The organism is Alkalibacillus flavidus, from assembly GCF_040545925.1.
Classification (GTDB): Bacteria; Bacillota; Bacilli; order Bacillales; family Alkalibacillaceae; genus Alkalibacillus; species Alkalibacillus flavidus.
This window is the reverse complement of sequence record NZ_JBEPMX010000002.1, coordinates 130,963-153,594: the sequence shown is the minus strand read 5'-3', so window position 1 is coordinate 153,594 and position 22,632 is coordinate 130,963. Positions and strand designations below refer to the sequence as shown.

General features: G+C 39.0%; 22 protein-coding genes and 2 tRNA genes. 20 read left to right on the top strand and 4 right to left on the bottom strand.

From position 1 onward, the window contains the following. The first annotated feature begins 19 nt into the window (after positions 1-19). The 11 genes from trxA to ABID56_RS03300 all read left to right on the top strand — a co-directional run bounded on the left by trxA (position 20) and on the right by ABID56_RS03300 (position 9,500). The gene (gene trxA, locus ABID56_RS03350) at positions 20-334 is read left to right on the top strand and encodes a thioredoxin (RefSeq protein ID WP_354219199.1); all 315 of its coding nucleotides are present in this window, start codon (positions 20-22) and stop codon (positions 332-334) included. A 131-nt stretch (positions 335-465) separates the two neighbouring features. After that, positions 466-2,262: an excinuclease ABC subunit UvrC gene (gene uvrC / locus ABID56_RS03345; protein ID WP_354219198.1), complete on the top strand. Its 1,797-nt coding sequence runs from the start codon at positions 466-468 to the stop codon at positions 2,260-2,262. 166 nt (positions 2,263-2,428) lie between these two features. Beyond that, positions 2,429-3,043 carry a succinate dehydrogenase cytochrome b558 subunit gene (locus tag ABID56_RS03340; RefSeq protein WP_354219197.1) on the top strand — a complete coding sequence of 205 codons (615 nt, stop codon included), beginning with the start codon at positions 2,429-2,431 and terminating at the stop codon, positions 3,041-3,043. Positions 3,044-3,099: 56 nt separating this feature from the next. Continuing rightward, positions 3,100-4,854 (top strand): succinate dehydrogenase flavoprotein subunit, encoded by a 1,755-nt coding sequence (sdhA, locus tag ABID56_RS03335; protein WP_354219196.1) that lies wholly within the window; start codon positions 3,100-3,102, stop codon positions 4,852-4,854. Positions 4,855-4,872: 18 nt separating this feature from the next. Beyond that, positions 4,873-5,640, top strand: a complete 768-nt coding sequence (gene sdhB / locus ABID56_RS03330) for a succinate dehydrogenase iron-sulfur subunit (protein WP_354219195.1) — start codon at positions 4,873-4,875, stop codon at positions 5,638-5,640. Between the two features lie 80 nt (positions 5,641-5,720). Beyond that, on the top strand, positions 5,721-6,185 hold the full coding sequence (locus tag ABID56_RS03325; protein ID WP_354219194.1) for an acyl-CoA thioesterase: 465 nt from the start codon (positions 5,721-5,723) through the stop codon (positions 6,183-6,185). Between the two features lie 111 nt (positions 6,186-6,296). Beyond that, positions 6,297-6,521: a helix-turn-helix domain-containing protein gene (locus tag ABID56_RS03320; RefSeq protein WP_354219193.1), complete on the top strand. Its 225-nt coding sequence runs from the start codon at positions 6,297-6,299 to the stop codon at positions 6,519-6,521. Positions 6,522-6,671: 150 nt separating this feature from the next. Beyond that, on the top strand, positions 6,672-7,169 hold the full coding sequence (locus ABID56_RS03315; RefSeq protein WP_354219192.1) for a MarR family winged helix-turn-helix transcriptional regulator: 498 nt from the start codon (positions 6,672-6,674) through the stop codon (positions 7,167-7,169). 2 nt (positions 7,170-7,171) lie between these two features. Then, positions 7,172-7,981 carry a glutamate racemase gene (gene racE / locus ABID56_RS03310; RefSeq protein ID WP_354219191.1) on the top strand — a complete coding sequence of 270 codons (810 nt, stop codon included), beginning with the start codon at positions 7,172-7,174 and terminating at the stop codon, positions 7,979-7,981. A gap of 165 nt (positions 7,982-8,146) precedes the next feature. Further along, entirely contained in the window at positions 8,147-8,902 is a 756-nt protein-coding gene (gene rph / locus ABID56_RS03305) for a ribonuclease PH (RefSeq protein ID WP_354219190.1), read from the top strand. After that, positions 8,895-9,500 carry an XTP/dITP diphosphatase gene (locus tag ABID56_RS03300; RefSeq protein WP_354219189.1) on the top strand — a complete coding sequence of 202 codons (606 nt, stop codon included), beginning with the start codon at positions 8,895-8,897 and terminating at the stop codon, positions 9,498-9,500. The genes rph and ABID56_RS03300 overlap by 8 nt, the downstream gene beginning before the upstream one ends. A gap of 96 nt (positions 9,501-9,596) precedes the next feature. Here the strand turns inward: ABID56_RS03300 and ABID56_RS03295 are convergent. Then, positions 9,597-9,669: transfer RNA gene (locus ABID56_RS03295), tRNA-Arg, on the bottom strand. 13 nt (positions 9,670-9,682) lie between these two features. After that, positions 9,683-9,756, bottom strand: a tRNA-Gly gene (locus ABID56_RS03290). A 243-nt stretch (positions 9,757-9,999) separates the two neighbouring features. Here ABID56_RS03290 and ABID56_RS03285 point away from each other — a divergent pair. Both ABID56_RS03285 and lipA read left to right on the top strand, forming a co-directional pair. Further along, positions 10,000-10,845 (top strand): lipoate--protein ligase family protein, encoded by an 846-nt coding sequence (locus tag ABID56_RS03285; RefSeq protein ID WP_354219188.1) that lies wholly within the window; start codon positions 10,000-10,002, stop codon positions 10,843-10,845. Further along, a complete protein-coding gene (lipA, locus tag ABID56_RS03280) occupies positions 10,838-11,770 on the top strand; it encodes a lipoyl synthase (protein ID WP_354219187.1) in 933 nt (310 codons plus the stop codon). Before ABID56_RS03285 ends, lipA begins: the two co-directional genes overlap by 8 nt. An 83-nt stretch (positions 11,771-11,853) precedes the next feature. On the opposite strand, the gene ABID56_RS03275 is transcribed toward lipA, so the two are convergent. Continuing rightward, positions 11,854-12,573, bottom strand: a complete 720-nt coding sequence (locus ABID56_RS03275) for a potassium channel family protein (protein WP_354219186.1) — start codon at positions 12,571-12,573, stop codon at positions 11,854-11,856. A gap of 141 nt (positions 12,574-12,714) precedes the next feature. On the opposite strand from ABID56_RS03275, the gene ABID56_RS03270 reads away from it, so the two are divergent. The 7 genes from ABID56_RS03270 (at position 12,715) to ABID56_RS03240 (ending at position 22,046) form a co-directional block, all read left to right on the top strand. Then, on the top strand, positions 12,715-13,569 hold the full coding sequence (locus tag ABID56_RS03270) for a fructosamine kinase family protein (RefSeq protein WP_354219185.1): 855 nt from the start codon (positions 12,715-12,717) through the stop codon (positions 13,567-13,569). Positions 13,570-13,713: 144 nt separating this feature from the next. Continuing rightward, positions 13,714-14,709 carry a tetratricopeptide repeat protein gene (locus tag ABID56_RS03265; protein ID WP_354219184.1) on the top strand — a complete coding sequence of 332 codons (996 nt, stop codon included), beginning with the start codon at positions 13,714-13,716 and terminating at the stop codon, positions 14,707-14,709. A gap of 132 nt (positions 14,710-14,841) precedes the next feature. Beyond that, entirely contained in the window at positions 14,842-16,128 is a 1,287-nt protein-coding gene (gene tig, locus ABID56_RS03260) for a trigger factor (RefSeq protein ID WP_354219183.1), read from the top strand. Positions 16,129-16,417: 289 nt separating this feature from the next. Next, entirely contained in the window at positions 16,418-17,695 is a 1,278-nt protein-coding gene (gene clpX / locus ABID56_RS03255; RefSeq protein WP_354219182.1) for an ATP-dependent protease ATP-binding subunit ClpX, read from the top strand. Positions 17,696-17,866: 171 nt separating this feature from the next. Then, a complete protein-coding gene (gene lon, locus ABID56_RS03250; protein ID WP_354219181.1) occupies positions 17,867-20,197 on the top strand; it encodes an endopeptidase La in 2,331 nt (776 codons plus the stop codon). Continuing rightward, a complete protein-coding gene (gene yihA / locus ABID56_RS03245) occupies positions 20,194-20,778 on the top strand; it encodes a ribosome biogenesis GTP-binding protein YihA/YsxC (RefSeq protein ID WP_354219180.1) in 585 nt (194 codons plus the stop codon). Before lon ends, yihA begins: the two co-directional genes overlap by 4 nt. A 143-nt stretch (positions 20,779-20,921) precedes the next feature. After that, positions 20,922-22,046: an MFS transporter gene (locus tag ABID56_RS03240; RefSeq protein ID WP_354219179.1), complete on the top strand. Its 1,125-nt coding sequence runs from the start codon at positions 20,922-20,924 to the stop codon at positions 22,044-22,046. A 40-nt stretch (positions 22,047-22,086) separates the two neighbouring features. Here ABID56_RS03240 and ABID56_RS03235 read toward each other — a convergent pair whose 3' ends face one another. Next, positions 22,087-22,566 (bottom strand): LiaI-LiaF-like domain-containing protein, encoded by a 480-nt coding sequence (locus ABID56_RS03235; protein WP_354219178.1) that lies wholly within the window; start codon positions 22,564-22,566, stop codon positions 22,087-22,089. Between the last annotated feature and the right edge of the window lie 66 nt (positions 22,567-22,632).

Sequence of the window (22,632 nt, the reverse complement as noted above, 5' to 3'; positions counted from 1 at the left end):
GTTACAGGAGGAATTATATATGGCAATTGTACACGCAACAGATCAATCGTTTTCTCAAGAGACGTCAGAAGGCTTAGTATTGGTAGACTTCTGGGCTGCTTGGTGCGGACCTTGTAAGATGATTGCACCCGTTTTAGAAGAACTTGATTCTGAAAAGAGTGACGATGTTAAAATCGTAAAACTAGACGTTGATGAAAACCAAGAAACAGCTCAAAAATACGGTGTTATGAGCATTCCGACTTTAATCATGTTCAAAGACGGTGAACAAGTCGACCAAGCTCACGGTTTCCAACCGAAAGAAGCACTAGAAGAGCTAGTAGAGAAAAACAAATAATGCACTTTAATCATAAGGGCTGACTCCACGTGAGTTAGCTCTTTATTTTCACGTTATCTAATATGGCTCTGTCCATTATCGACGGCACTATATATCCCGAAGCGGTTTCCAACTATACATGAGGTGTAAGCATGAACGATCAAATTAAAGAAAAACTTAAAATTTTGCCCGACAAACCAGGATGCTATTTAATGAAGAATAAAAAAGACGAGGTTATTTATGTCGGTAAATCAAAAATACTAAAAAACCGTGTTCGATCTTATTTTACAAGTGCGAATGATTTAAAGACACAACGGCTCGTTAGTGAGATTGTTGACTTTGAGTACATTGTGACGAGTTCTGAAATGGAAGCGCTTATTCTCGAGATGAACTTAGTCAAAAAATATGACCCGAAATACAACATCATGTTAAAAGATGATAAAAGTTATCCTTATTTAAAGATCACCAATGAGCGTCATCCGAGGTTAATTGTGACACGTCAAGTGAAAAAGGACCAAGGTAAATATTTCGGACCGTATACAAACGTGTCGGCTGCAAGAGAGACGAAGAAATTACTCGACAGGTTGTATCCATTGCGTAAATGTAATGTGATGCCGAAACGTGTCTGCTTGTATTATCACATCGGACAATGTTTAGGACCGTGTGAATTTAATGTGAGTAAGGAAACAAACAACGAACTCGTCCAAAATATCACAAGCTTTTTAAATGGTGGTCATAAAGACATCAAAAATGATATTAAAGAAAAAATGCAGGCAGCATCAGAATCATTAGACTTCGAAAAAGCGAAGGAATACCGTGATTTGATCGAACACATCGAAGCTGTCATGGAGAAACAAACGATGGATTTAACCGATTTAACTGATCGCGATATTTTCGGTTATAGCTTTGATAAAGGTTGGATGTGTGTTCAAGTATTCTTTGTGCGTAACGGCAAACTCATTGAACGTGATGTATCTGTTTTTCCTATTTATAATGAACCGTCTGAAGCGTTTATTAGTTTTATTGCAAGTTTTTACACCCATTCAAATCATATCAAGCCGAAAGAAGTAAATGTTCCGATTGGTATTGATTATGAGTTAATCCAAGACTACTTAGATGTCAAAGTGAAAACACCTTATCGTGGGCAAAAGAAAAAACTTATTGATTTAGCGCAAGAAAATGCACAGATTGCGCTTAATGAGAAATTTTCTTTAATTGAAAAGAACGAAGAACGCACAATTCAAGCCGTCGAGTATTTAGGTGAAACGTTAGATATTGAGACACCTCATCGTATTGAAGCCATTGACAACTCTAATATTCAAGGTGCCTACCCTGTTTCAGCTTTAATTGTATTTGAAGATGGAAAGCCGAAGAAGAGTGATTACCGGAAGTTCAAAATTAAAACTGTCGATCAACCAGACGACTATGAAATGATGCGTGAAGTGATCAGAAGACGGTATAAGCGTGTGTTGAAGGAAAACTTACCGCTACCCGACTTGTTATTAGTCGACGGCGCAAAAGGTCAAATGTCAGCTGCCAAAGATGTGTTGGAAAATGAATTAGGGTTGGACATTCCATTGTGTGGCCTAGCTAAAAATGACAAACATAAAACGAGCGAATTATTGTACGGTGACCCACCTGAACCGATTGCACTTGATCGTCAAAGCCAACCGTTCTATCTCATTCAACGGATTCAAGAAGAAGTACACCGTTTTGCCGTAACGTTTCATAGACAGATTAGAGAGAAAGGGTCGATTCAGTCGACTTTGGATGAAATTGATGGTATTGGTCCGAAACGCAGGCAATTACTCATGCAACATTTCGGATCGATTGATGCGATCAAAGAAGCGACGTCTGATGACCTAACTAAATTAGGGATTCCACAAACGGTTGCTGAACAAATCCAGGAATACTTTATTCATAATACAAATGAAAATGGTTCACAATAAGGTTTAATTGGGTGCCAAACTCCGTAAAAACGTGGCAATTTCCGCCAAACTTTCTTGACGCTTTTGCACGTTAGAAGTACAATGAATTTGTCATGTATAATAATTTTGCATCGTTTATTTCAATGCATTTATGAATCACATTTATTTTAAATGAGGGGGGTCACACATGGCGGACAATAAGGAGTTTTTTAATCGTAGGCTTCATTCTTTCTTAGGTGTATTTCCGATTGGATTATTTTTGATGCAGCACTTAGTTGTTAACCATTTTGCTACATATAGTCCTGAAGCGTTTAACACAGCTGCTGACTTTATGGGAAATTTACCTTTAAGATTATTGCTTGAGTTTGTTTTAATTTATATACCATTATTGTTCCACGCAATTTATGGTGTGTATATAGCCTTTACAGCGAAAAGCAATTTGAAGCGCTACGGCTATTTCCGAAATTGGATGTTCATGCTTCAACGTGTAACAGGTGTTTTAACATTGATCTTTGTTGTATGGCACGTTTGGGAAACACGTATTGCTCATGCACTTTATGGAACAGAGGTTAACTTTGATATGATGCAAAATATTTTAAGTTCACCATTTATGTTCTGGTTCTATATTATTGGTGTTATTTCAGCTGTATTCCACTTTGCTAACGGTTTATGGTCATTCAGTGTTACTTGGGGGTTAACGGTAACACCGAAGTCACAAAAGTTTGTAACCTATGTAACGTTAGGCGTATTTGTCATTTTCTCATACATGGGTATCGCGTCATTAATCGCGTTTGCGTTTTAAGAACCAATTTTTAGTTGTAATTAGTTAACGGTAGAAAAAGGGAGTGAAACGTCAATATGAGTAATAAAAATATCGTAGTAGTCGGCGGTGGCTTAGCTGGGTTAATGGCAACCATTAAAGCAGCAGAAGCGGGCGTTCACGTCGATTTGATTTCACTTGTTCCTGTTAAACGCTCCCACTCAGTCTGTGCACAAGGTGGTATTAACGGGGCTGTTAATACGAAAGGTGAAGGTGACTCACCTTGGGAACACTTTGATGACACGGTTTATGGTGGTGACTTCTTAGCCGATCAACCACCAGTGCGTGATATGTGTGAAGCGGCTCCTAGCATTATTCATATGCTTGATCGTATGGGTGTTATGTTTAACCGTACGTCTGAAGGTTTATTAGACTTCCGTCGTTTCGGTGGTACTCAGCATCACCGTACAGCATTTGCTGGAGCAACAACAGGACAACAATTATTATATGCACTAGATGAACAAGTTCGTCGTCATGAAGCGAATGGCTTAGTGACGAAATACGAAGGTTGGGACTTTTTAGAAGCTGTCATTGATGAGGATGGTGTGGCACGCGGTGTTATTGCCCAAAACATCCAATCCCACGAAATCCGCGCATTTAAAGCAGATGCGACAATTATGGCAACGGGTGGTCCTGGTATCATCTTTGGTAAATCAACGAACTCTGTTATTAATACAGGTTCAGCTGCGGCAAATCTATATCGTCAAGGAGCTGTTTATGCGAACGGTGAATTTATTCAAATTCATCCGACAGCCATTCCTGGTGATGACAAGCTACGTCTGATGTCAGAATCAGCACGTGGTGAAGGTGGTCGTGTATGGACATATAAAGACGGTAAGCCTTGGTACTTCTTAGAAGAGAAATATCCAGCTTACGGTAACCTTGTTCCACGTGACATCGCAACGCGTGAAATCTTTGATGTCTGTGTTAACCAAAAACTTGGTATTAATGGCGAGAACATGGTTTACCTTGATTTATCACATAAAGACCCAGAAGAATTAGACGTTAAACTAGGCGGTATCATGGAGATTTATGAAAAATTCGTCGGTGATGATCCACGTAAAGTACCGATGAAGATCTTCCCTGCTGTGCACTATTCTATGGGTGGTCTATGGGTTGACTATAATCAAATGACAAATATCCCAGGTATTTTTGCTGCGGGTGAATGTGATTACACTATTCATGGTGGTAACCGCCTTGGTGCTAACTCACTATTATCATGTATTCATGGTGGTATGGTTGCAGGACCTAACGCGATTAAATACATTGATGGTTTAGATGAGTTAGCGGAAGACAAACCACAAGAACTGTTTGATGAAAAAGCAAAAGCTGAAGAAGAAAGTTTCGAAAATATCCTTGGCATGACATCTGGTTCTGAAAATGCTTATCAAATTCACCGTGAACTAGGTGAATGGATGACAGACTATGTAACAGTTGTTCGTGACAATGAAACATTACTTAAGACTGACGAAAAAATCGGTGAATTAATGGAACGTGCAAAAGATATTAACATTCACGACACATCGAGATGGGCTAACCAAACAGCGATGTTCGTCCGTCAATTAGACGGCATGTTGAACTTAGCGCGTGTTATTACACGAGGGGCTTATAACCGTAATGAAAGCCGCGGTGCTCACTACAAGCCAGAGTATCCGGATCGTAATGATGAAGAATGGTTGAAGACAACAAAAGCAACATATAATCCAGAGAAAAATGCACCTGACTTCGAATATGTTGATGTTGATACATCCTTAATTCCACCTCGTAAGCGTGACTATTCGAAATCAAAATAAGCATAGGGGGTCAAATGTATGGCGGGAGATCAAAAAACAATTAAAATGATCATCCAACGTCAGGATGAACCTGAAGCACAGCCGTATGAAGAGGAATTTGATATTCCTTATCGTGACAATATGAACGTCATTTCCGCTCTGATGGAAATCCGTCGTAACCCAGTCAATGCCCAAGGTGAAGAAACAACACCAGTTTATTGGGATATGGGTTGTTTAGAAGAGGTTTGCGGTGCTTGTTCGATGGTCATTAACGGCAAAGCGCAACAGTCATGCACGGCGTTAGTTGATCAATTAGAACAACCGATTCGCTTAGAACCAATGAGAACATTCCCAGTTATGCGTGACTTAGCTGTTGACCGTACTCAGATGTTTGATTCACTCAAACAAGTGAAAGCATGGGTTCCAATTGATGGAACATATGACTTAGGTGAAGGTCAACGTATGCCAGAAAGTAAACGTCAATGGGCTTACGAATTATCGAAGTGTATGACGTGTGGAGTGTGTTTAGAAGCTTGTCCAAATGTTAACGACAACTCTGATTTCATCGGACCAGCTCCATTATCACAAGTTCGTTTATTCAATTCACACCCAACTGGTGAATATCACAAAGCTGAACGTATGGATGCTTTATTAGATGAAGGTGGCTTGCAATCGTGTGGTAATGCACAAAACTGTGTGGAAGCTTGTCCAAAAGGTATTCCTTTGACAACTTCAATTGCTGCATTAAACCGCGAAGCAACGTTACATTCATTCAAGAGCTTCTTCGGTAGCGATCATCACGTATAAGGTAAAAAGGGCTGACTCAGTCAGCCCTTTTTTCACACCTATTAATGTCAGAATTTTAAAGCAAATGTAGGAGGGTTATTATGAAAACACCAAGTTATATTGATGATATGCAACAGTGGAAAGACGAATTTTCATTTTACATACCAATTGAAATCCGATTTTCAGAAACGGATATGTTCGGCCATGTGAATAACGTGTCACCATTTATATATTTTGAACAAGCACGCATTGCTTATATGAACAAAATTGGTCTGTTCGGAAATTTAGATCAACACGTCACAAAAATTCCTGTCGTAAGCGACTTGCAATGCGATTACCTAAGCCAAATTTATTTTGGTGAAACGATTTATGTTTACGTAAAAACAGCTCATATTGGTAACACGTCAATTGATATTCACTATATGGCAGAAAACGAAAAAGGCCATGTTTGTTTGGCTGGACGCGGCCGTGTTGTTCAAATACATGCTGACACCCAAAAGCCAGAACCATTTTCTGAAGATCAACTTAATCGTTTGAAAGAACCGAAACATATCATGAATTCATAAATTCATGACAACTGTTGCGAACGTGACAGTTAGAATGAACATAAACTATGGTGACTGAAACATTCCTCGTGCAAGAAGTAGCTCGCTTCTGTATGGAGGAGGGGTTACCACTTGGACAACAAACCGTATCATCCTAGCAACTTATTAACGAAGCGAGAGAGAGAAGTTTTTGAATTACTCGTACAAGATAAAACGACAAAAGACATCGCCCAAACGTTATTTATCTCAGAAAAAACCGTAAGAAATCATATTTCCAATACAATTCAAAAATTGCAAGTCAAGGGGCGTTCTCAAGCCGTAGTGGAACTAATTCGGCTTGGCGAAATTGAACTTTAATGATGCCGGCTACATGTTAGCCGGTTTTTTCATTCTATTTGTGGTGTAACTTCATCGTTTTTCACACCATAACATGCCGTTTTTTGTTATACTGTAGGTAGTAACTTACATTAACACAAATCATTATCAAGATCTTAACGATTTTAGAAAATGAGTGTTGGAGGGAGCAAATCATTGCATTCAACTATTGATTCGAAAGTCATTGCTGAATTGGAAAAAGATGTTCGATACATATCCAATATGGTCAAGCAAAGAGGTCGTGAAATTTTAAACCATTATCCGATCACACCGCCACAATTTATAGCGTTGCAGTGGTTATTAGATTCGGGTGATTTAACAATTGGTGAATTATCGAAAAAAATGTACTTAGCGTTTAGTACAACGACCGACTTAGTCGATCGCATGGAGAAAAATGAGTTAATCGAACGGATTCGTGACCCTAAAGACCGTCGCGTTGTTCGGATTCATTTACTTGAAAGAGGTAAAGACATTATTGATGAAGTGATCGATAAGCGCCAACAATATTTACGTGATGTGCTCAAGTCATATTCGTCTGATGAGGTTGAAACATTACGTCGGTCTATGACGCAACTATTTGAAGAAATGAAACATCAAGAACAGACACAAGATGAAGATAAGGAGTCATAATCGTGAATAAACCTATAGCTGTTATTGACTCAGGTATTGGCGGACTGACTGTTTTATACGAATTACAACGGCAACTACCGAAAGAACACTTTATTTACTTAGGTGATACGTTAAGATGCCCTTATGGATCAAAGTCAGAGGATGATGTTCGCCAATATACATGGGAAATGGTCCGTTATTTATTGCAGTATGATATCAAAATGTTAGTAGTTGCTTGTAATACAGCGACAGCCGTTGCACTAGATGAGTTAAAAGATCATTTAACGATTCCAGTCGTTGGTGTCGTTGAGCCAGGTGCAAGGGCAGCGATTAAAACGACTGAATCTGAGCATGTTGCCATTATTGGGACGGAAAATACAATTTCTAGTCAGGCGTACGAAACGGCGTTAACGGCCATAAACCCGTCTATTCAAACATTAGGCGTAGCCTGTCCACAATTTGTTCCGTTAATTGAGTCTGGTGATTTGATTAGCGACGAAGCATATCATATTGTCGAACAAAGCTTAACGGCGATCAAAAATGACCCGACTATTGATACACTTATTTTAGGGTGTACACATTATCCGATGATCCAACCGTTAATTGAATCGGTGTTAGGTGATAAAATCACAGTATTGTCATCCGCACTAGAAACTGGTTCTGAAGTGAGTGCAAGCTTGGCTTTTCATGAGCTGTTAGCCGATGATAAACAAGATATTAATCATCATCCGGTCATTTTAACGACGGGTCATTTAACCGTGTTACAGCGAATAAAAGATGAACTGTTCCACTTTACTAGTAGTCAAGTACAACAAGTGACGTTAAATTCTTAGCTTATACGTGGTGAACGTATAAGCTTTTCCTTTGTTTTATGTTTTATGTGATTGTAAGTTCACGTATAAAACGGTAAAATAACGTGGGGTATCATAATATATGACGCGATTAAACAAGTTAAGAACTAGTGTTAAAACATGATAGCAAGCTAGAGGAGGCTAAACATGAGAACTGATGGACGTCGATTTAATCAATTAAGAGAAACGACAATCGAAACAGATTTCACGAAACATCCAGAAGGGTCTGTCTTAATTACAGTTGGTGATACTAAAGTCATTTGCAATGCAAGTGTTGAGAAGAAGGTGCCACCATTTTTGCGCGGCGAAGGTAAGGGTTGGATTACGGCAGAATACGCGATGTTACCACGCGCGACAGCGCAACGGAATATCCGTGAATCGTCGAAAGGAAAAGTCGCCGGTCGTACGATGGAAATTCAACGTCTAATCGGTCGTGCACTACGAGCTGTCATCGACTTAGATAAATTAGGCGAACGAACGATTTGGGTTGATTGTGATGTTATTCAAGCTGATGGCGGAACTCGGACCGCAGCTATCACCGGCGCATTTGTTGCCACAACGATCGCTTGTGCTCGTTTAGTAGAAGATGGCGTCATTGATGCTATGCCGATTACGAATATGCTAGCGGCAACATCTGTCGGTATTAATGAACAGGGTGATGCGCTGTTAGACTTGTGTTATGAAGAAGATTCTAACGCTGACGTTGATCTGAATATGGTCATGACAGATGAAGACCAATTTGTTGAGATTCAAGGAAGCGGCGAGGAAGCTACATTTTCGCACACACAACTAAATGACATGTTACAGTTGGGCACTGAGGGTATTAAGACAATCTTTGATTATCAACGTGACGCGCTAGGAGAATATGCAAATTTAATTAAAGGATCTGATAACCATGACTAAAACAATTTATGTTGCAACGACAAACCCTGGTAAAATTAATGAGTTTAATGAGATGTTGTCACCATTAAATCTCAATGTGAAAAGTCTCAAAGATGAAGTACCTCAAATGGATGATGTAGAAGAAACAGGAGAAACGTTTCGTGACAATGCGATATTAAAAGCTGAGACATACGCTGAGCGCTATCAATTGCCGATTTTAGCTGACGATTCTGGGCTAGAGGTCGACGCGCTAAATGGTGAACCGGGTGTTTACTCGGCACGCTATGCAGGCGAAGCGAAAAATGACGAAGCGAATATTGATAAAGTGTTACACCAATTAGAGAACGTGTCTGAATCAAACCGTGATGCGGCCTTTGTATGTGTGATAGCTTTCGCTGAACCAAATAGTACCACATTAACATCAGAAGGCAAATGTGCCGGTAGCATAACAGATAAACGTTACGGCGAACATGGTTTTGGTTACGATCCTATATTTAAACCGGATGGATATGATCAAACATTAGCCGAGTTAGGGCCTGAGATTAAAAATACGATTAGCCACCGACGCCACGCGCTTAATAATATGTTAACGCAATTAGAAACCGTACTGGGTCGTTGATCGGTTCAGGCGTTTTTATATAGTTAGTGAATGATAATATAAATAAGAAAAACGCCCAATCCTTTGTCTACAAAGGATTGGGCGTTTTTAGTTTAGTGTCCCGAGCAGGAATCGAACCTGCGACCGACAGCTTAGAAGGCTGTTGCTCTATCCCCTGAGCTACCGGGACAACGTCAAAAAAATGGAGCGGGTGATGGGAATCGAACCCACAACATCAGCTTGGAAGGCTGAGGTTTTACCATTAAACTACACCCGCATCGAACTATGCATTTATGGGTCGCTAATAAAACGAGACGTTTATTGCGACATGTTTTATTATATAAACCTAAGCGATAAATGTCAACAGACGGCTGAGAAAATCTTAACAAAGAAATCACTTCTCAACATGACATTTTATCAATTTTAAGTATTTACATTGTTTAGTTAGATTGATACACTTTTGTCAGTTTTAATATTTAAAAAATTTATAATAAAAATCTTGATGTTAAGAGGTGAGTAAATGGCTGAAGAATGGAGGTTAATTGATACTAGAGATTATGACGCTGCAACTAATATGGCACTTGACGAGTGTTTACTAAAATGGGTAAACGACAACAAAATAGGTCCGACGATACGCTTCTATGCTTGGTCTGAACCGTCGTTATCTATTGGGCAGTTTCAGAATGTTGAAAGCTCTATTGATTTAAGTTCTTTGGAAAAATATGATTGTCAATTAGTTAGACGGCTGACCGGTGGCAGTGCAGTGTTACATGATGATGAACTAACCTATAGTATTGTTGTTCCTGAAAATCATCCATTGATTTCGAGATCTGTTCAAGAGGCTTATTACACATTGTCTAAAGGGCTTGTGAAGGGCTTTAAACTATTAGGAGTTCAAGTGGATTATTCGCTACCTAACCAACAGAAAACGAATAGACGAACAGATGTCTGTTTTGAAAGGCCTGCATTTTATGAATTGTTAGTTGATAACAAAAAATTATCCGGTAACGCTCAAGTTAGAAAAAGTGGTGTTTTATTACAACATGGCTCGATCCCAATGTCGTTGAATGCGGAAATGTTGTTTGATTTGTTTCAATTTCCTTCTGATCAAATAAGAGAACAACGACGTCAATCGTTTGGTGAAAAAGCAACAACCTTAAATGAAGTGACAGGGAAATCACATACATACGATGAGGTAAAACAAGCGTTTATTAATGGGTTCCAAGATTCACTTAATATTTCTTTAACACCTTTGACTTTATCAGATGAACAATGGCAAGACGTTTTTGAATTAGCTGAACTAAAATATCGCTCAAATGAATGGAATTATGAAAGAACATACAAGGAGGCTTTGTTGAATGACTAGTCAAAACACGTACATCCGTAAACCTGAATGGTTAAAAACACGACTCAACACAAACAAATCGTATAAAAGCTTAAAAAAATTAATGCGCGATAATCGTTTGAACACAGTGTGTGAAGAAGCGCAGTGCCCAAATATACACGAATGTTGGAGCGAACGACAAACAGCAACATTTATGATTTTAGGTGACACATGTACAAGAGGCTGTCGTTTTTGTGCAGTTAAAACGGGCTTGCCTAATGAATTAGATTGGGGCGAGCCGCAGCGAGTTGCTGATTCTGTTAAAGTGATGGGATTAAAGCATGTTGTCGTGACGTCAGTTGCTCGGGATGATCTTAATGATGGCGGGGCTGCAGTTTTTGCCGAAACCGTTCGCGCTATACGTCGTGAGAATCCGACATGTAGTATCGAAATATTACCATCTGATATGAAAGGGGATTACGAAAGCCTTCATACATTAATGGATAGTGAACCGGATATATTTAATCACAATATCGAAACGGTACAACGCCTAACGAAAAAAGTTCGAGCGATCGCAAGATATGAACGATCTTTGGAATTGTTGAGACGAGTCAAAGAGATAGCTCCGAACACCCCGACTAAATCAAGTATCATGGTTGGCTTAGGTGAGACGAAAGAAGAACTAATTGAAGCGCTTGATGATTTACGAGCTCACAATGTAGATATTGTAACAATTGGTCAATATCTACAACCAACACGTAAACATCTAAATGTAGAACGTTATTATCATCCAGATGAGTTTGAAGAGTTAAAAGAGATAGCGTTAGCAAAAGGGTTTAGCCATTGTGAAGCAGGACCACTTGTCCGCTCTTCTTATCATGCCGATGAACAAGTGAATGCCGCGACGCAAAATCGGATTAAGTATATGAAAGGTGTAGAGGAGCAAGAAGGTAAGTCGGTTTTTTAAATGTTGAAGAATTGAAATCCGAAAGCCATATGGTTCGCCAATTATTAAAAGCGAATTCGAGCTATAGTATAGTTCGAATTCGCTTATTTAGTATGGTCTAATTTTTCATTTTTCAGCGTTTGCATTAATGTAATCAGTCGGTCGACTTCGTGTGGCTCGAGTTCCTCAAAGCGGTCGAGTTCATGTTTGATATGGAGAATAGTATGGTCTTCGCTTGCTTCATCTTTTATAAAGTAAGTGGCGATCGAACCGGTAATCATACCGATTAAACCAATACCGACAAACATTAGAATCATCGCAATCATACGACCTAAACCGGTTACAGGTGAAATGTCCCCATAACCAACTGTTGTCGCTGTTACGATAGACCACCACAAGGCATCTTGGTACGTATCGATGCTTGGTTCAATATACATAATCGGAATAGAAGTCAATAGAACAAGAATGATAGAAAATGCGATGACCTTGTCTAAATTGTTCGTTCGCATAATAGCCCAAAAAGGTTTGAAATAATGTTTCGCTAGTAATAACACGCGAACAAATCGTATTAGACGAGCAACACGCGCTAACTGAAAAATGGCATCGAATGGTATAATGGCAATTAAATCAAATGGGTTCTTTTTGATATAACGCCATTTATCGTTTGTAGAGTATAGTCGAATCGAGAAATCGATGACGAATACAATCCAAACTATACGATTAATGATGATTGAAGTTTGATTGTCCGACCACATTAATAACACGGCTGTCAGAGCGAGGGAAAATAAGGTTACTTCATAAGCTGTTTTGATTTTTGAACTCATTCAATTCCTCCATTTAGCACGCTTTATCATTTATTATAAGCGAAAAATTAAAGGAACGAAATTGTAGATGGTTATTTCACATATTAGAAGGACAACTTATAATGAAGGGTATAACAAGCTTTGAAAAAAGGGTGTTTTATGATGCCAGAGCATATTAAACGAATCGTTGAAAAAGCAACATCAACCATTGTAGATAGCGTAGTCCCAGTGTCAGGTGGCGACATTAATGATAGTTTTGATGTAAAAACATCGGATGGACGTTTTTTTGTGAAAACGAATCGTGAGGGACCAGAGTCATTTTTTGAACGTGAAGTAGAGGGATTAAAACGTATTGCCTCAACACATACAGTCCATGTACCAGAGGTCATCGATTTTAGTGATGAGAACCATCCAAGTTATTTGATTTTAGAATGGGTTCAGCCTAAGCGAGGATTTGATGAAGCGATCTTGGGTCAAAAGATCGCTCAACTCCATCACCACACTCATTCCCAATATGGATTCAGTGACTTTACATATGTAGGCACGCTTAAGCAACCGAATGGGTTATATGACAATTGGGCTAAGTATTATCGTGATCAACGTTTAAGAAATCAAATGACGATTGGGGAATCACTCGGCGTTATGAAAGGGCAAAGGGCGAATAAATTAAACCAATTATTGGACCAAATCGAACGTATTGTGCCAAAAGATCCACCACCGTCTTATTTACACGGTGATTTATGGAACGGGAATTGGATGTTTGATCAAGAAGGCAAGCCATATGTTATCGATCCATCGTTTTTGTATGGAGATCGTTATTTTGAATTGGCATTTGCGGATTTATTTGGCGGTTTTTCGTCATCTTTTTATGACGGTTATCGATCTGTTTTATCGATTGGATCTGATTATGAAGAATTGAAACCACTCTATCAACTGTTCTTCTTGCTCGTACATTTAAATATTTTCGGTGAAGCCTATGGTAAATCGGTCGATCGCATACTACATTATTATGTGTAACATAAATTGATCATTTTAAGTGAATATCACGAAAAACAAGCGTGGTCTTGTGATTTTTCTGATACAATAGACTTAGTTTGGTCATGTTTTTTTATGAAGGGAATCGGGTAAACTACATAATACGATTGAAGGAGGTGAATAAAGATGAATGATAATAAGCAAGGGGTCGTGATGTTCCCAGGATGGCGAAAAGAATTAGAAGAGAAAACATTCGATGCAATACAACAAAAATATTATGAAGAAGCCTTATTACATATTAAAAAATTGGAAGATTTCAATGAAGCCTCACATGATATTATTACAGCGAAAGTGATTGCATATGTTGAATTGAATCGTTATGAAGAAGCGATAAGTTTATGTAGACGGCTTATGAGAGAAGATGAGGACAATTACTATAAGTATTTACATATTTATTTAACGATTTTATTTCAAACAAGTCAGTACCGTGAATTAATTGAATTGTTAGATGAGATCTTTCAAACAGAAACGATTCCGTTTGATTATCGAGATGCTTTTCAACAATTATATGATGTAAGTACTGATATGCGTGAATCAGCAACGGAGGCTGAATCTGAAGAACATATTAATCATTTCATCGAATCGCTTGAGAACGGAAACTTTCAAGAACAGTGGAAGCTTTTATCTTACCATCGGAAGTTCGATGTCGGACCGCATATAGAATTAATTAAACCGTATTTAAGTGACACGAGACTTAATCCAGTGATCAAAACAGGTATTTTACAATGGTTTATGGAAGAAGAAGTTGATCATCAGGTTGAAGTCGAAAAGTTTGGCGAATCGAATCATGTGACACCTGTTGCCTTAAAGGACGTATTAAACACATCGTTCTCGCAAAGTGTCCTTGATTACTTAGAACATATTGAACAAGGTGACCCGACGTTATATGAATTTGTTAAACAGATTTTATATCGCTATTTATACATAAAATTTCCGTTCGCGCCTCAACCGTCTGATGACAATGTTAAAAATTTAGGTGAAGCTGTATTGAAACTAGCGCAACAATACTTACAACTGAATGAAGATGTTGATGTACGAGAGGAAGCCACTACTCAACAGCGTGAATGGATGGATGAAATTGAGCGTTTAGAAAAAAATTATTTTTCACAAATTGGTGAATAAAATTTAGTTCATCATGAGTGTTGAACGTCGAAATTTCTATGTTATAATATAGTGGTTGCATTATGCATGATTATAGAAATGCATGACTCAAACGATAATATAGTAGATGAATAGATGTTGGAGGGAAGATTTATGTCAGCAAAATGGGAAAAGAAAGAAGGTAATGAAGGCGTCTTAACGGTAGAAGTAGATGCGAAAGAATTCGATAAAGCATTAGACCAAGCCTTCAAAAAAGTAGTAAAAGACATTCAAGTGCCAGGTTTCCGTAAAGGAAAAGTGCCACGTGGCATTTTCGAACAACGTTTCGGTGTTGAGTCACTTTATCAAGATGCTGTTGATATTGTACTACCAGATGCTTATATGCAAGCAGTAGAAGAGACGGGCATTACACCAGTTGATCGTCCTGACGTTGACGTTGAACAAATCGAAAAAGGTCAACCGCTTATTTTCAAAGCGACAGTAACGGTTAAACCTGAAGTTGAACTAGGCGAATACAAAGGCTTAGAAGTAGAAGAACAAGATACGTCAGTTAGTGATGAAGAAGTAGAAGAAGAACTAGCTTCTCTTCAAGAAAAACACGCTGAACTTGTCGTGAAAGAAGAAGGACAAGTTGAAGAAGGCGACACAGTCGTTATCGATTTCGAAGGTTATTTAGACGGTGAAGCGTTTGAAGGTGGATCTGCTGAAAACCATACATTAGAAGTAGGATCTGGCCAGTTCATCCCAGGATTTGAAGAGCAGTTAGTTGGTAAGACAGCTGGCGAAGACACAGAAATCCAAGTGACATTCCCAGAAGATTACCAAGCTGAAGACTTAGCTGGTAAAGAAACAACGTTCAAAGTGAAGATTCATGAAGTGAAAGCAAAAGAAGTGCCAGAGCTTGATGATGAATTCGCTAAAGATGTTGATAATAATGTAGAAACATTAGACGAGCTACGTGAAAACACGAAGCAGCGTTTACAAGAACAGAAAGAACAAGATGCTGACCAAGAAAAACGTGAGCAACTTGTCGAGAAAGCGTCTGAAAACGCAACGGTTGAAATTCCAGATGCTATGGTTGATTCTGAATTAGATCGTATGCTACAAGAGTTCGAACAACGCTTACAAATGCAAGGCATGACGCTTGATATGTATTACCAATTCGCAGGTCAAAGCGAAGATGACTTGAAAGAACAAATGCGTGAAGATGCAGGCAAACGTGTACGTACGAACTTAACGTTAGAAGCGATTGCTGCAGCTGAAAACTTAGAAGTGACAGAACAAGATATTGAAGATCAGTTGCAAGAAATGGCGTCAATGTATCAAACAGACGTTGAGCAATTAAAACAAATGCTTGGCGGTAATACTGATGCGCTTAACGAAGATTTAAAACTTAAAAAAGCTATCGACTTCTTAGCAGAAAACGCAAAAACAGCATAAATGATAGTGAAGCAACAAGGCGCGTTATATCAACGTGCCTTGTTTTACACTATTATTAACCATTTAATTTTAAAGTAAGTTTGTAACATGATACCTTGGTCAAGACATATAATAAGACTAAAGTTTTTCTTTTGACTAATTCGATTGAGAAGTACATAATGGGTAATGTAGTATAAATGGATGGTTCATCATAAAATTGAGTATGAAACATCATTTATTACGTCAAATTAAATCATAAGATATATGTTGAATGAGTTAACATATAACAGTTCATGTATGGGGTGAAAGTATGTTTAAATTTAGTGATGAAAAAGGACAGCTTAAATGTTCATTTTGCGGTAAAACACAAGATCAAGTCCGCAAGCTAGTGGCAGGACCTGGTGTTTATATATGTGATGAATGTATTGAATTATGCACAGAAATTGTTGAAGAAGAATTAGGATCAACTGAGCAAGAAGAAATGACAGAACTGCCTAAACCGAAAGAGATTTGCGACATTCTAGACGATTATGTCATCGGTCAAGAAGAAGCGAAAAAATCTCTATCTGTAGCAGTTTATAACCATTACAAACGTATTAATTCGAGCAGTAAAGAAGACGATGTTGAATTATCGAAAAGTAATATCCTCTTATTAGGGCCAACGGGTAGTGGTAAGACATTGCTCGCACAAACGATGGCACGTATTTTGAATGTCCCGTTTGCCATTGCTGATGCAACATCATTAACAGAAGCAGGTTATGTCGGTGAAGATGTCGAGAACATCCTCCTCAAATTAATCCAAGCAGCTGATTATGATGTTGAAAAAGCTGAAAAAGGAATTATTTACATTGATGAGATCGACAAAGTCGCTCGAAAATCAGAAAATCCATCGATCACGCGTGACGTGTCAGGTGAAGGTGTTCAACAAGCATTGCTTAAGATTTTAGAAGGAACGCAAGCAAGTGTACCGCCACAAGGTGGACGTAAACATCCTCATCAAGAATTCATTCAAATTGATACGACGAATGTTCTCTTTATCGTCGGCGGCGCATTCGATGGCATTGATCAAACGGTTAAACGTCGTCTAGGCGAGCGTGTGATTGGTTTTGGTTCAGAATCAACAGGTGAACAGTTAGAAGAGTCAGAACTGCTTACACAAGTATTACCAGAAGACTTGTTACGTTATGGGTTAATTCCAGAGTTTATCGGCCGTCTACCGGTTATTGGTAGCTTAACGCCATTAGATGAAGACGCGTTAGTTGATATTTTAACGCAACCGAAAAACGCGTTATCCAAACAATATGAAAAACTGTTTGAAATTGATGGCGTTGAACTTGAACTACGCGATGATGCGTTACGCGCTATTGCGAATAAAGCGATTGAACGTAACACTGGAGCACGAGGACTGCGTTCAATCATCGAAGATATTATGTTAGACGTGATGTTCGAATTACCGTCTCGTGACGACATTGAGAAATGTATCATTACGCGCGAAACGGTTGAAGAAGAAAACGGAAAACCGACGTTAGTCATGGAAGACGGCACAGTCATTGATCAAAATAAGCAATCACCTAGAGAAAGTGCATAAAGAGCAACATCACGATATGTGATAACAAGAGGGTACTCTCCTCATCATAGGTGAGAGTACCCTTTTTATGTATGTTATATCCAACTAATGAAATGAAACGGAATGAATAAACTAAAAGCAATCAATGGTTATGATAATTGGCATTGCAATTGCAAGTGGAGGTGTACGAAGATGAGCCAACAATCAGAAGCGGTATTGCCGTTACTCCCATTACGTGGTGTTGTGATATATCCATCCATGGTACAACACCTTGATGTCGGGCGAGAGCATTCGATTAAGGCATTAGAAGAGGCCATGATGGGTGATCATCGACTTCTTTTAGTCGCTCAGCGTGATTCGTCTGTCCAAAATCCAACGCAGTCAGATATTTTTGACGTTGGAACTGTGGCACATATTAAACAAATGGTGAAGTTGCCGAATGGGACGAGTCGTATTTTAATTGAAGGCATCGAGAGAGCTCAAGTTAAAACGTACGAACAAAATGATCCATTTATGACCGTAACGTACGACACGATTTACGATGAACATGGTGATGAAACAGAAGAACAAGCACAAATGCGAATGTTAACGCGTCAATTTAACGAATATACAAAAGTATCAAAAAAAACAAAACGTGAAACGTATGACACGGTTAAAGATATTGAAGAATCTAGCCATTTAGCCGACATCGTCACGTCTCATCTCTCGCTTAAAATTGAACAAAAACAGCACGTTCTAGAAACAGTCAACGTGCCAGAGCGTTTAGACTATCTCATCCAAGTGATTCAGAACGAAAAAGAAGTTCTGTCGATGGAAAAGAAAATTGGTCAGCGTGTGAAACGTTCGATGGAACGAACGCAACGCGAGTATTATTTACGTGAACAGTTAAAAGCGATTCAAAAGGAATTAGGCGAACGTGATGGTAAAACGGGTGAAATCGAAGAATTAAAAGAGAAGATAGAAGATGCAGAAATGCCAGAGCGTATAGAAGGAATCGCACATAAGGAATTAAGTCGCTACGAAAAAGTGCCACAAAGTTCTGCGGAAAGCTCCGTCATTCGTAATTATATTGAATGGCTCATCGCATTACCTTGGACAAATGAAACGGAAGATAATTTAGATGTCAGTCGTGCTGAACATGTGTTAGATGAAGATCATTATGGACTCGAACGTGTGAAAGAGCGTGTCTTAGAGTATTTAGCGGTTCAACAACTGACGGACTCGACGAGTGGGCCTATCTTATGTTTAGTCGGACCACCAGGAGTTGGTAAAACGTCACTCGCTCAATCAGTCGCGCGTTCAATTGGTCGTGAGTTTGTCCGTGCATCTCTAGGCGGGGTGCGTGACGAGGCCGAAATTCGAGGTCATCGCCGGACTTACGTCGGTGCGATGCCAGGTCGAATTATGCAAAGCATGAAATCAGCAGGTACAGTGAATCCTGTATTTTTATTAGATGAAATCGATAAAATGGCGAGCGATTTTCGTGGGGATCCGTCATCTGCTATGCTCGAAGTATTGGATCCTGAACAAAACGATAAGTTTAGTGACCATTTTATCGAAGAACCGTATGACTTATCTAAAGTGATGTTTATCGCGACAGCGAATAATTTATCGACGATTCCAGCACCATTGCTTGACCGTATGGAAGTGATTTCGATTGCAGGATATACGGAGCTTGAGAAATTGCATATTTCGAAACAACATTTAATTCCGAAACAGCTTGAGGAGAATGGTTTGACGAAATCAAAGTTACAATTTCGTGATGATGCGATTTTAAAGCTCGTGCGTATGTACACACGTGAAGCAGGTGTCCGTAATTTAGAAAGAGAAATTGCGTCAATTTGCCGAAAAGCAGCGAAGAAAATTGTGTCTGAAGAGAAAAAACGTGTCGTTGTCACAGAAAATCAATTAGAAGAATTGTTAGGAAAACCGAAATTTAGATACGGACAGGCTGAACAACAGCATCAAATCGGAACCGCGACAGGCCTAGCCTATACACAAGCGGGAGGCGATACGTTAGCTGTTGAAGTTTCGATCGTTCAAGGTACTGGTAAATTAACGTTAACCGGTAAATTAGGTGATGTGATGCAAGAATCGGCACAAGCGGCCTTTAGTTATGTAAGAGCTCGAGCTAATGAATTTGATTTAGAAGCGGATTTTTATGATAAATACGACGTCCATATACACGTCCCAGAAGGCGCGACTCCTAAAGACGGTCCATCTGCTGGTATCACGATTGCTACAGCTTTAGTATCGGCTTTCACGAATCGACCAGTGAGAAAAGAAGTCGGTATGACAGGTGAAATCACATTGCGTGGTCGGGTGCTACCAATTGGTGGCTTAAAAGAGAAATCGTTAAGTGCCCACCGTGCTGGGTTAACGACGATTATTATGCCACAAGATAATGATAAAGATTTAGAAGATATACCTGATAGCGTTCGTGACCAACTGACATTTATTAAAGTGAGTCATTTAGATGACGTATTAGACCATGCGTTATTGCCGAAGGAGTCGATAATATGAAAGTAAATCATGCTGATATTGTCATTAGTGCGGTCAGTCAAGCACAATACCCTGAAGACCAAAAACCGGAAATTGCCTTAGCTGGTCGATCCAATGTTGGGAAATCTTCGTTCATTAATAAAATGATTCAACGGAAAAACTTAGCACGTACATCGTCCAAACCTGGTAAAACACAAACGTTAAATTTTTATATCATTAATGATGCGTTTTATTTTGTCGATGTGCCTGGTTATGGTTATGCTAAAGTGTCGAAACGTGAACGTGAGGCGTGGGGCCGTATGGTTGAAGAGTACCTTCAAACGCGTGAAGCACTGCAAGCAACGGTTTTACTCGTAGATTTCCGTCATCCACCAACGGAAGACGATTTAATTATGTACGATTACTTAAAGTATTTTGATTTACCCGTTATTGTGATCGCTACGAAATTAGATAAAGTGAAAAAATCACAGCGCGATAAACAATTAAAAGTGTTAAAAGAGGAATTAGAGTTAGAACCAGAAGACGTTATCATTCCGTTTTCAGCAGAAACAGGAGAAGGTAAAGATCAAGCGTGGCAAGCGTTGTCATCTTATTTAGTTTGATGGGAATCCCGACTAGTTCGGGGTTCTCTTATTTTGTCACGAATTTGTCAACGAATAACAGCTGTTTTGTGATATAAATCAATGATTCAGTGGATTCAATCAGTTAGATTAAAATAATGAAGTGATAATGGAGGCTGAATATCGTGAAATTTTTATATGTTGTTGTCATTGTGGCATTTATTGATACATTTATTCAGCTTCCGATCATGACGCCATTTGCACTTAGTCTAGGAGCAAGTGAAGCCTTAACAGGTCTCATTGTCGCCATGTATTCGTTATCGAATGTCATCGGTAATATTATAGGTGGGCATTGGGTTGATCGCATCGGACGTAAACGGATGATGGTTATTGGCATGTTACTCGTTAGTGTCATGTTAAGTTTTTATCCGTTTGCACAAACAGGTGAGCAACTATTATGGATTCGATTTTTCCACGGATTAGCAGGTGGTGTCTTAGTTCCGGCTGCCTTCGCTTTACTGGGGGATTTGGCCAAACGAAACGACAACCCTAAAATGATGGCCTTCGCTGGGGGTGCCATTGGCGTAGCGGCCATTGCTGGACCTGCGATTGGTGGTGCATTAGCTGCCGCAGGACAAATTGTCTATGTGTTTGTCTTTGTCGCGATTGTATTTGTAGTGACTGCTGTGATCAGTATTAGTCTGATTCCTGCGTCATATGTATCACAAGTGAAAGACGACATGACTTGGACGGTTATGAAATCGATTATGACGAATCGTGGTGTGTTGCAAGCATCAACCGTTGCGTTTACGTTAATGCTGAGTAATGGTACGTTAGCTTTCGCACTTCCTATTAGTGTCGAAAACCTTCAACTTGATTCGATGACGACAGGTTTACTGCTTAGTTTGTATGGCGTTACAGCGTTAGTGATTTTCATGTCTAAAATCAATGACATTTACACGCGTTATACGGCTTATCATTTAGTAGTAATTGGTTTGGGTTTAATTGCGTTATCGATGAGTCTTTTACAAGTTGCATTCCATTTAGTGTTAATGGTTGTCGCGATGATTGTGTATGGTATTGGTTTTGCGTTCATTTTCCCATCGATGAATCAAATGATTGCTAACAGTACAGATGAGACGATCCGAGGAAAAGCATATGGTATCTTTTACGGCTTTTTCTCATTAGGTGTTGTTGCTGGCTCAATCGTCTCAGGTGCCATTCAACAATGGATTGGCCTACCGTTTATTTTCTGTACTGTTTTAATACTTGTTAATATGATGATATTATTTCGACTTAAATCGAAGTAAGTTTTATTTTCTTGTCTTTGTTAATATCCGTTATAAGAGCTTATTTCTTAAATAACAACACAATCCCAAAGATAATGAGAAGAATAGGCCAAAACTGTTCTATGATTTGAAAGGCGAGGTCTAACCAACCGAGCCAAGCTGGCATGGCGAAAGCTGATAGGGCTAAAAACGAAATAATGATAAATATTATGCCAATGATCGTGCCCTGGCGCGTCTTTTGGGCGCGTAAAATAAAAGCAATCCCGATGATTAACGTATACATGCCCCAGTGATCAATCCAATTAACGGTACTATGTAACATATGAAAGTGAATACCAAGCCCAAACAAAATAAACCCAGGTAAAATATTGTCGTGTTGTCGATTACCATAAGCACTGAATAAAAAAGCAATGCCTAATATGACTAAAATCGACGGCCAAGAGCCAAACTGTGATAAAATAGGTATATCATATTGTTGAATGAGGAAAAATATACCGAACCCGATTAACGTGATGGCTAAAAAAGATTGTGATTGTTTCACGATGACATGTCTCCTTCATAGTTAAATCGCTTGAAGCGTCATAGGTAATATGATAGGCTACAAATA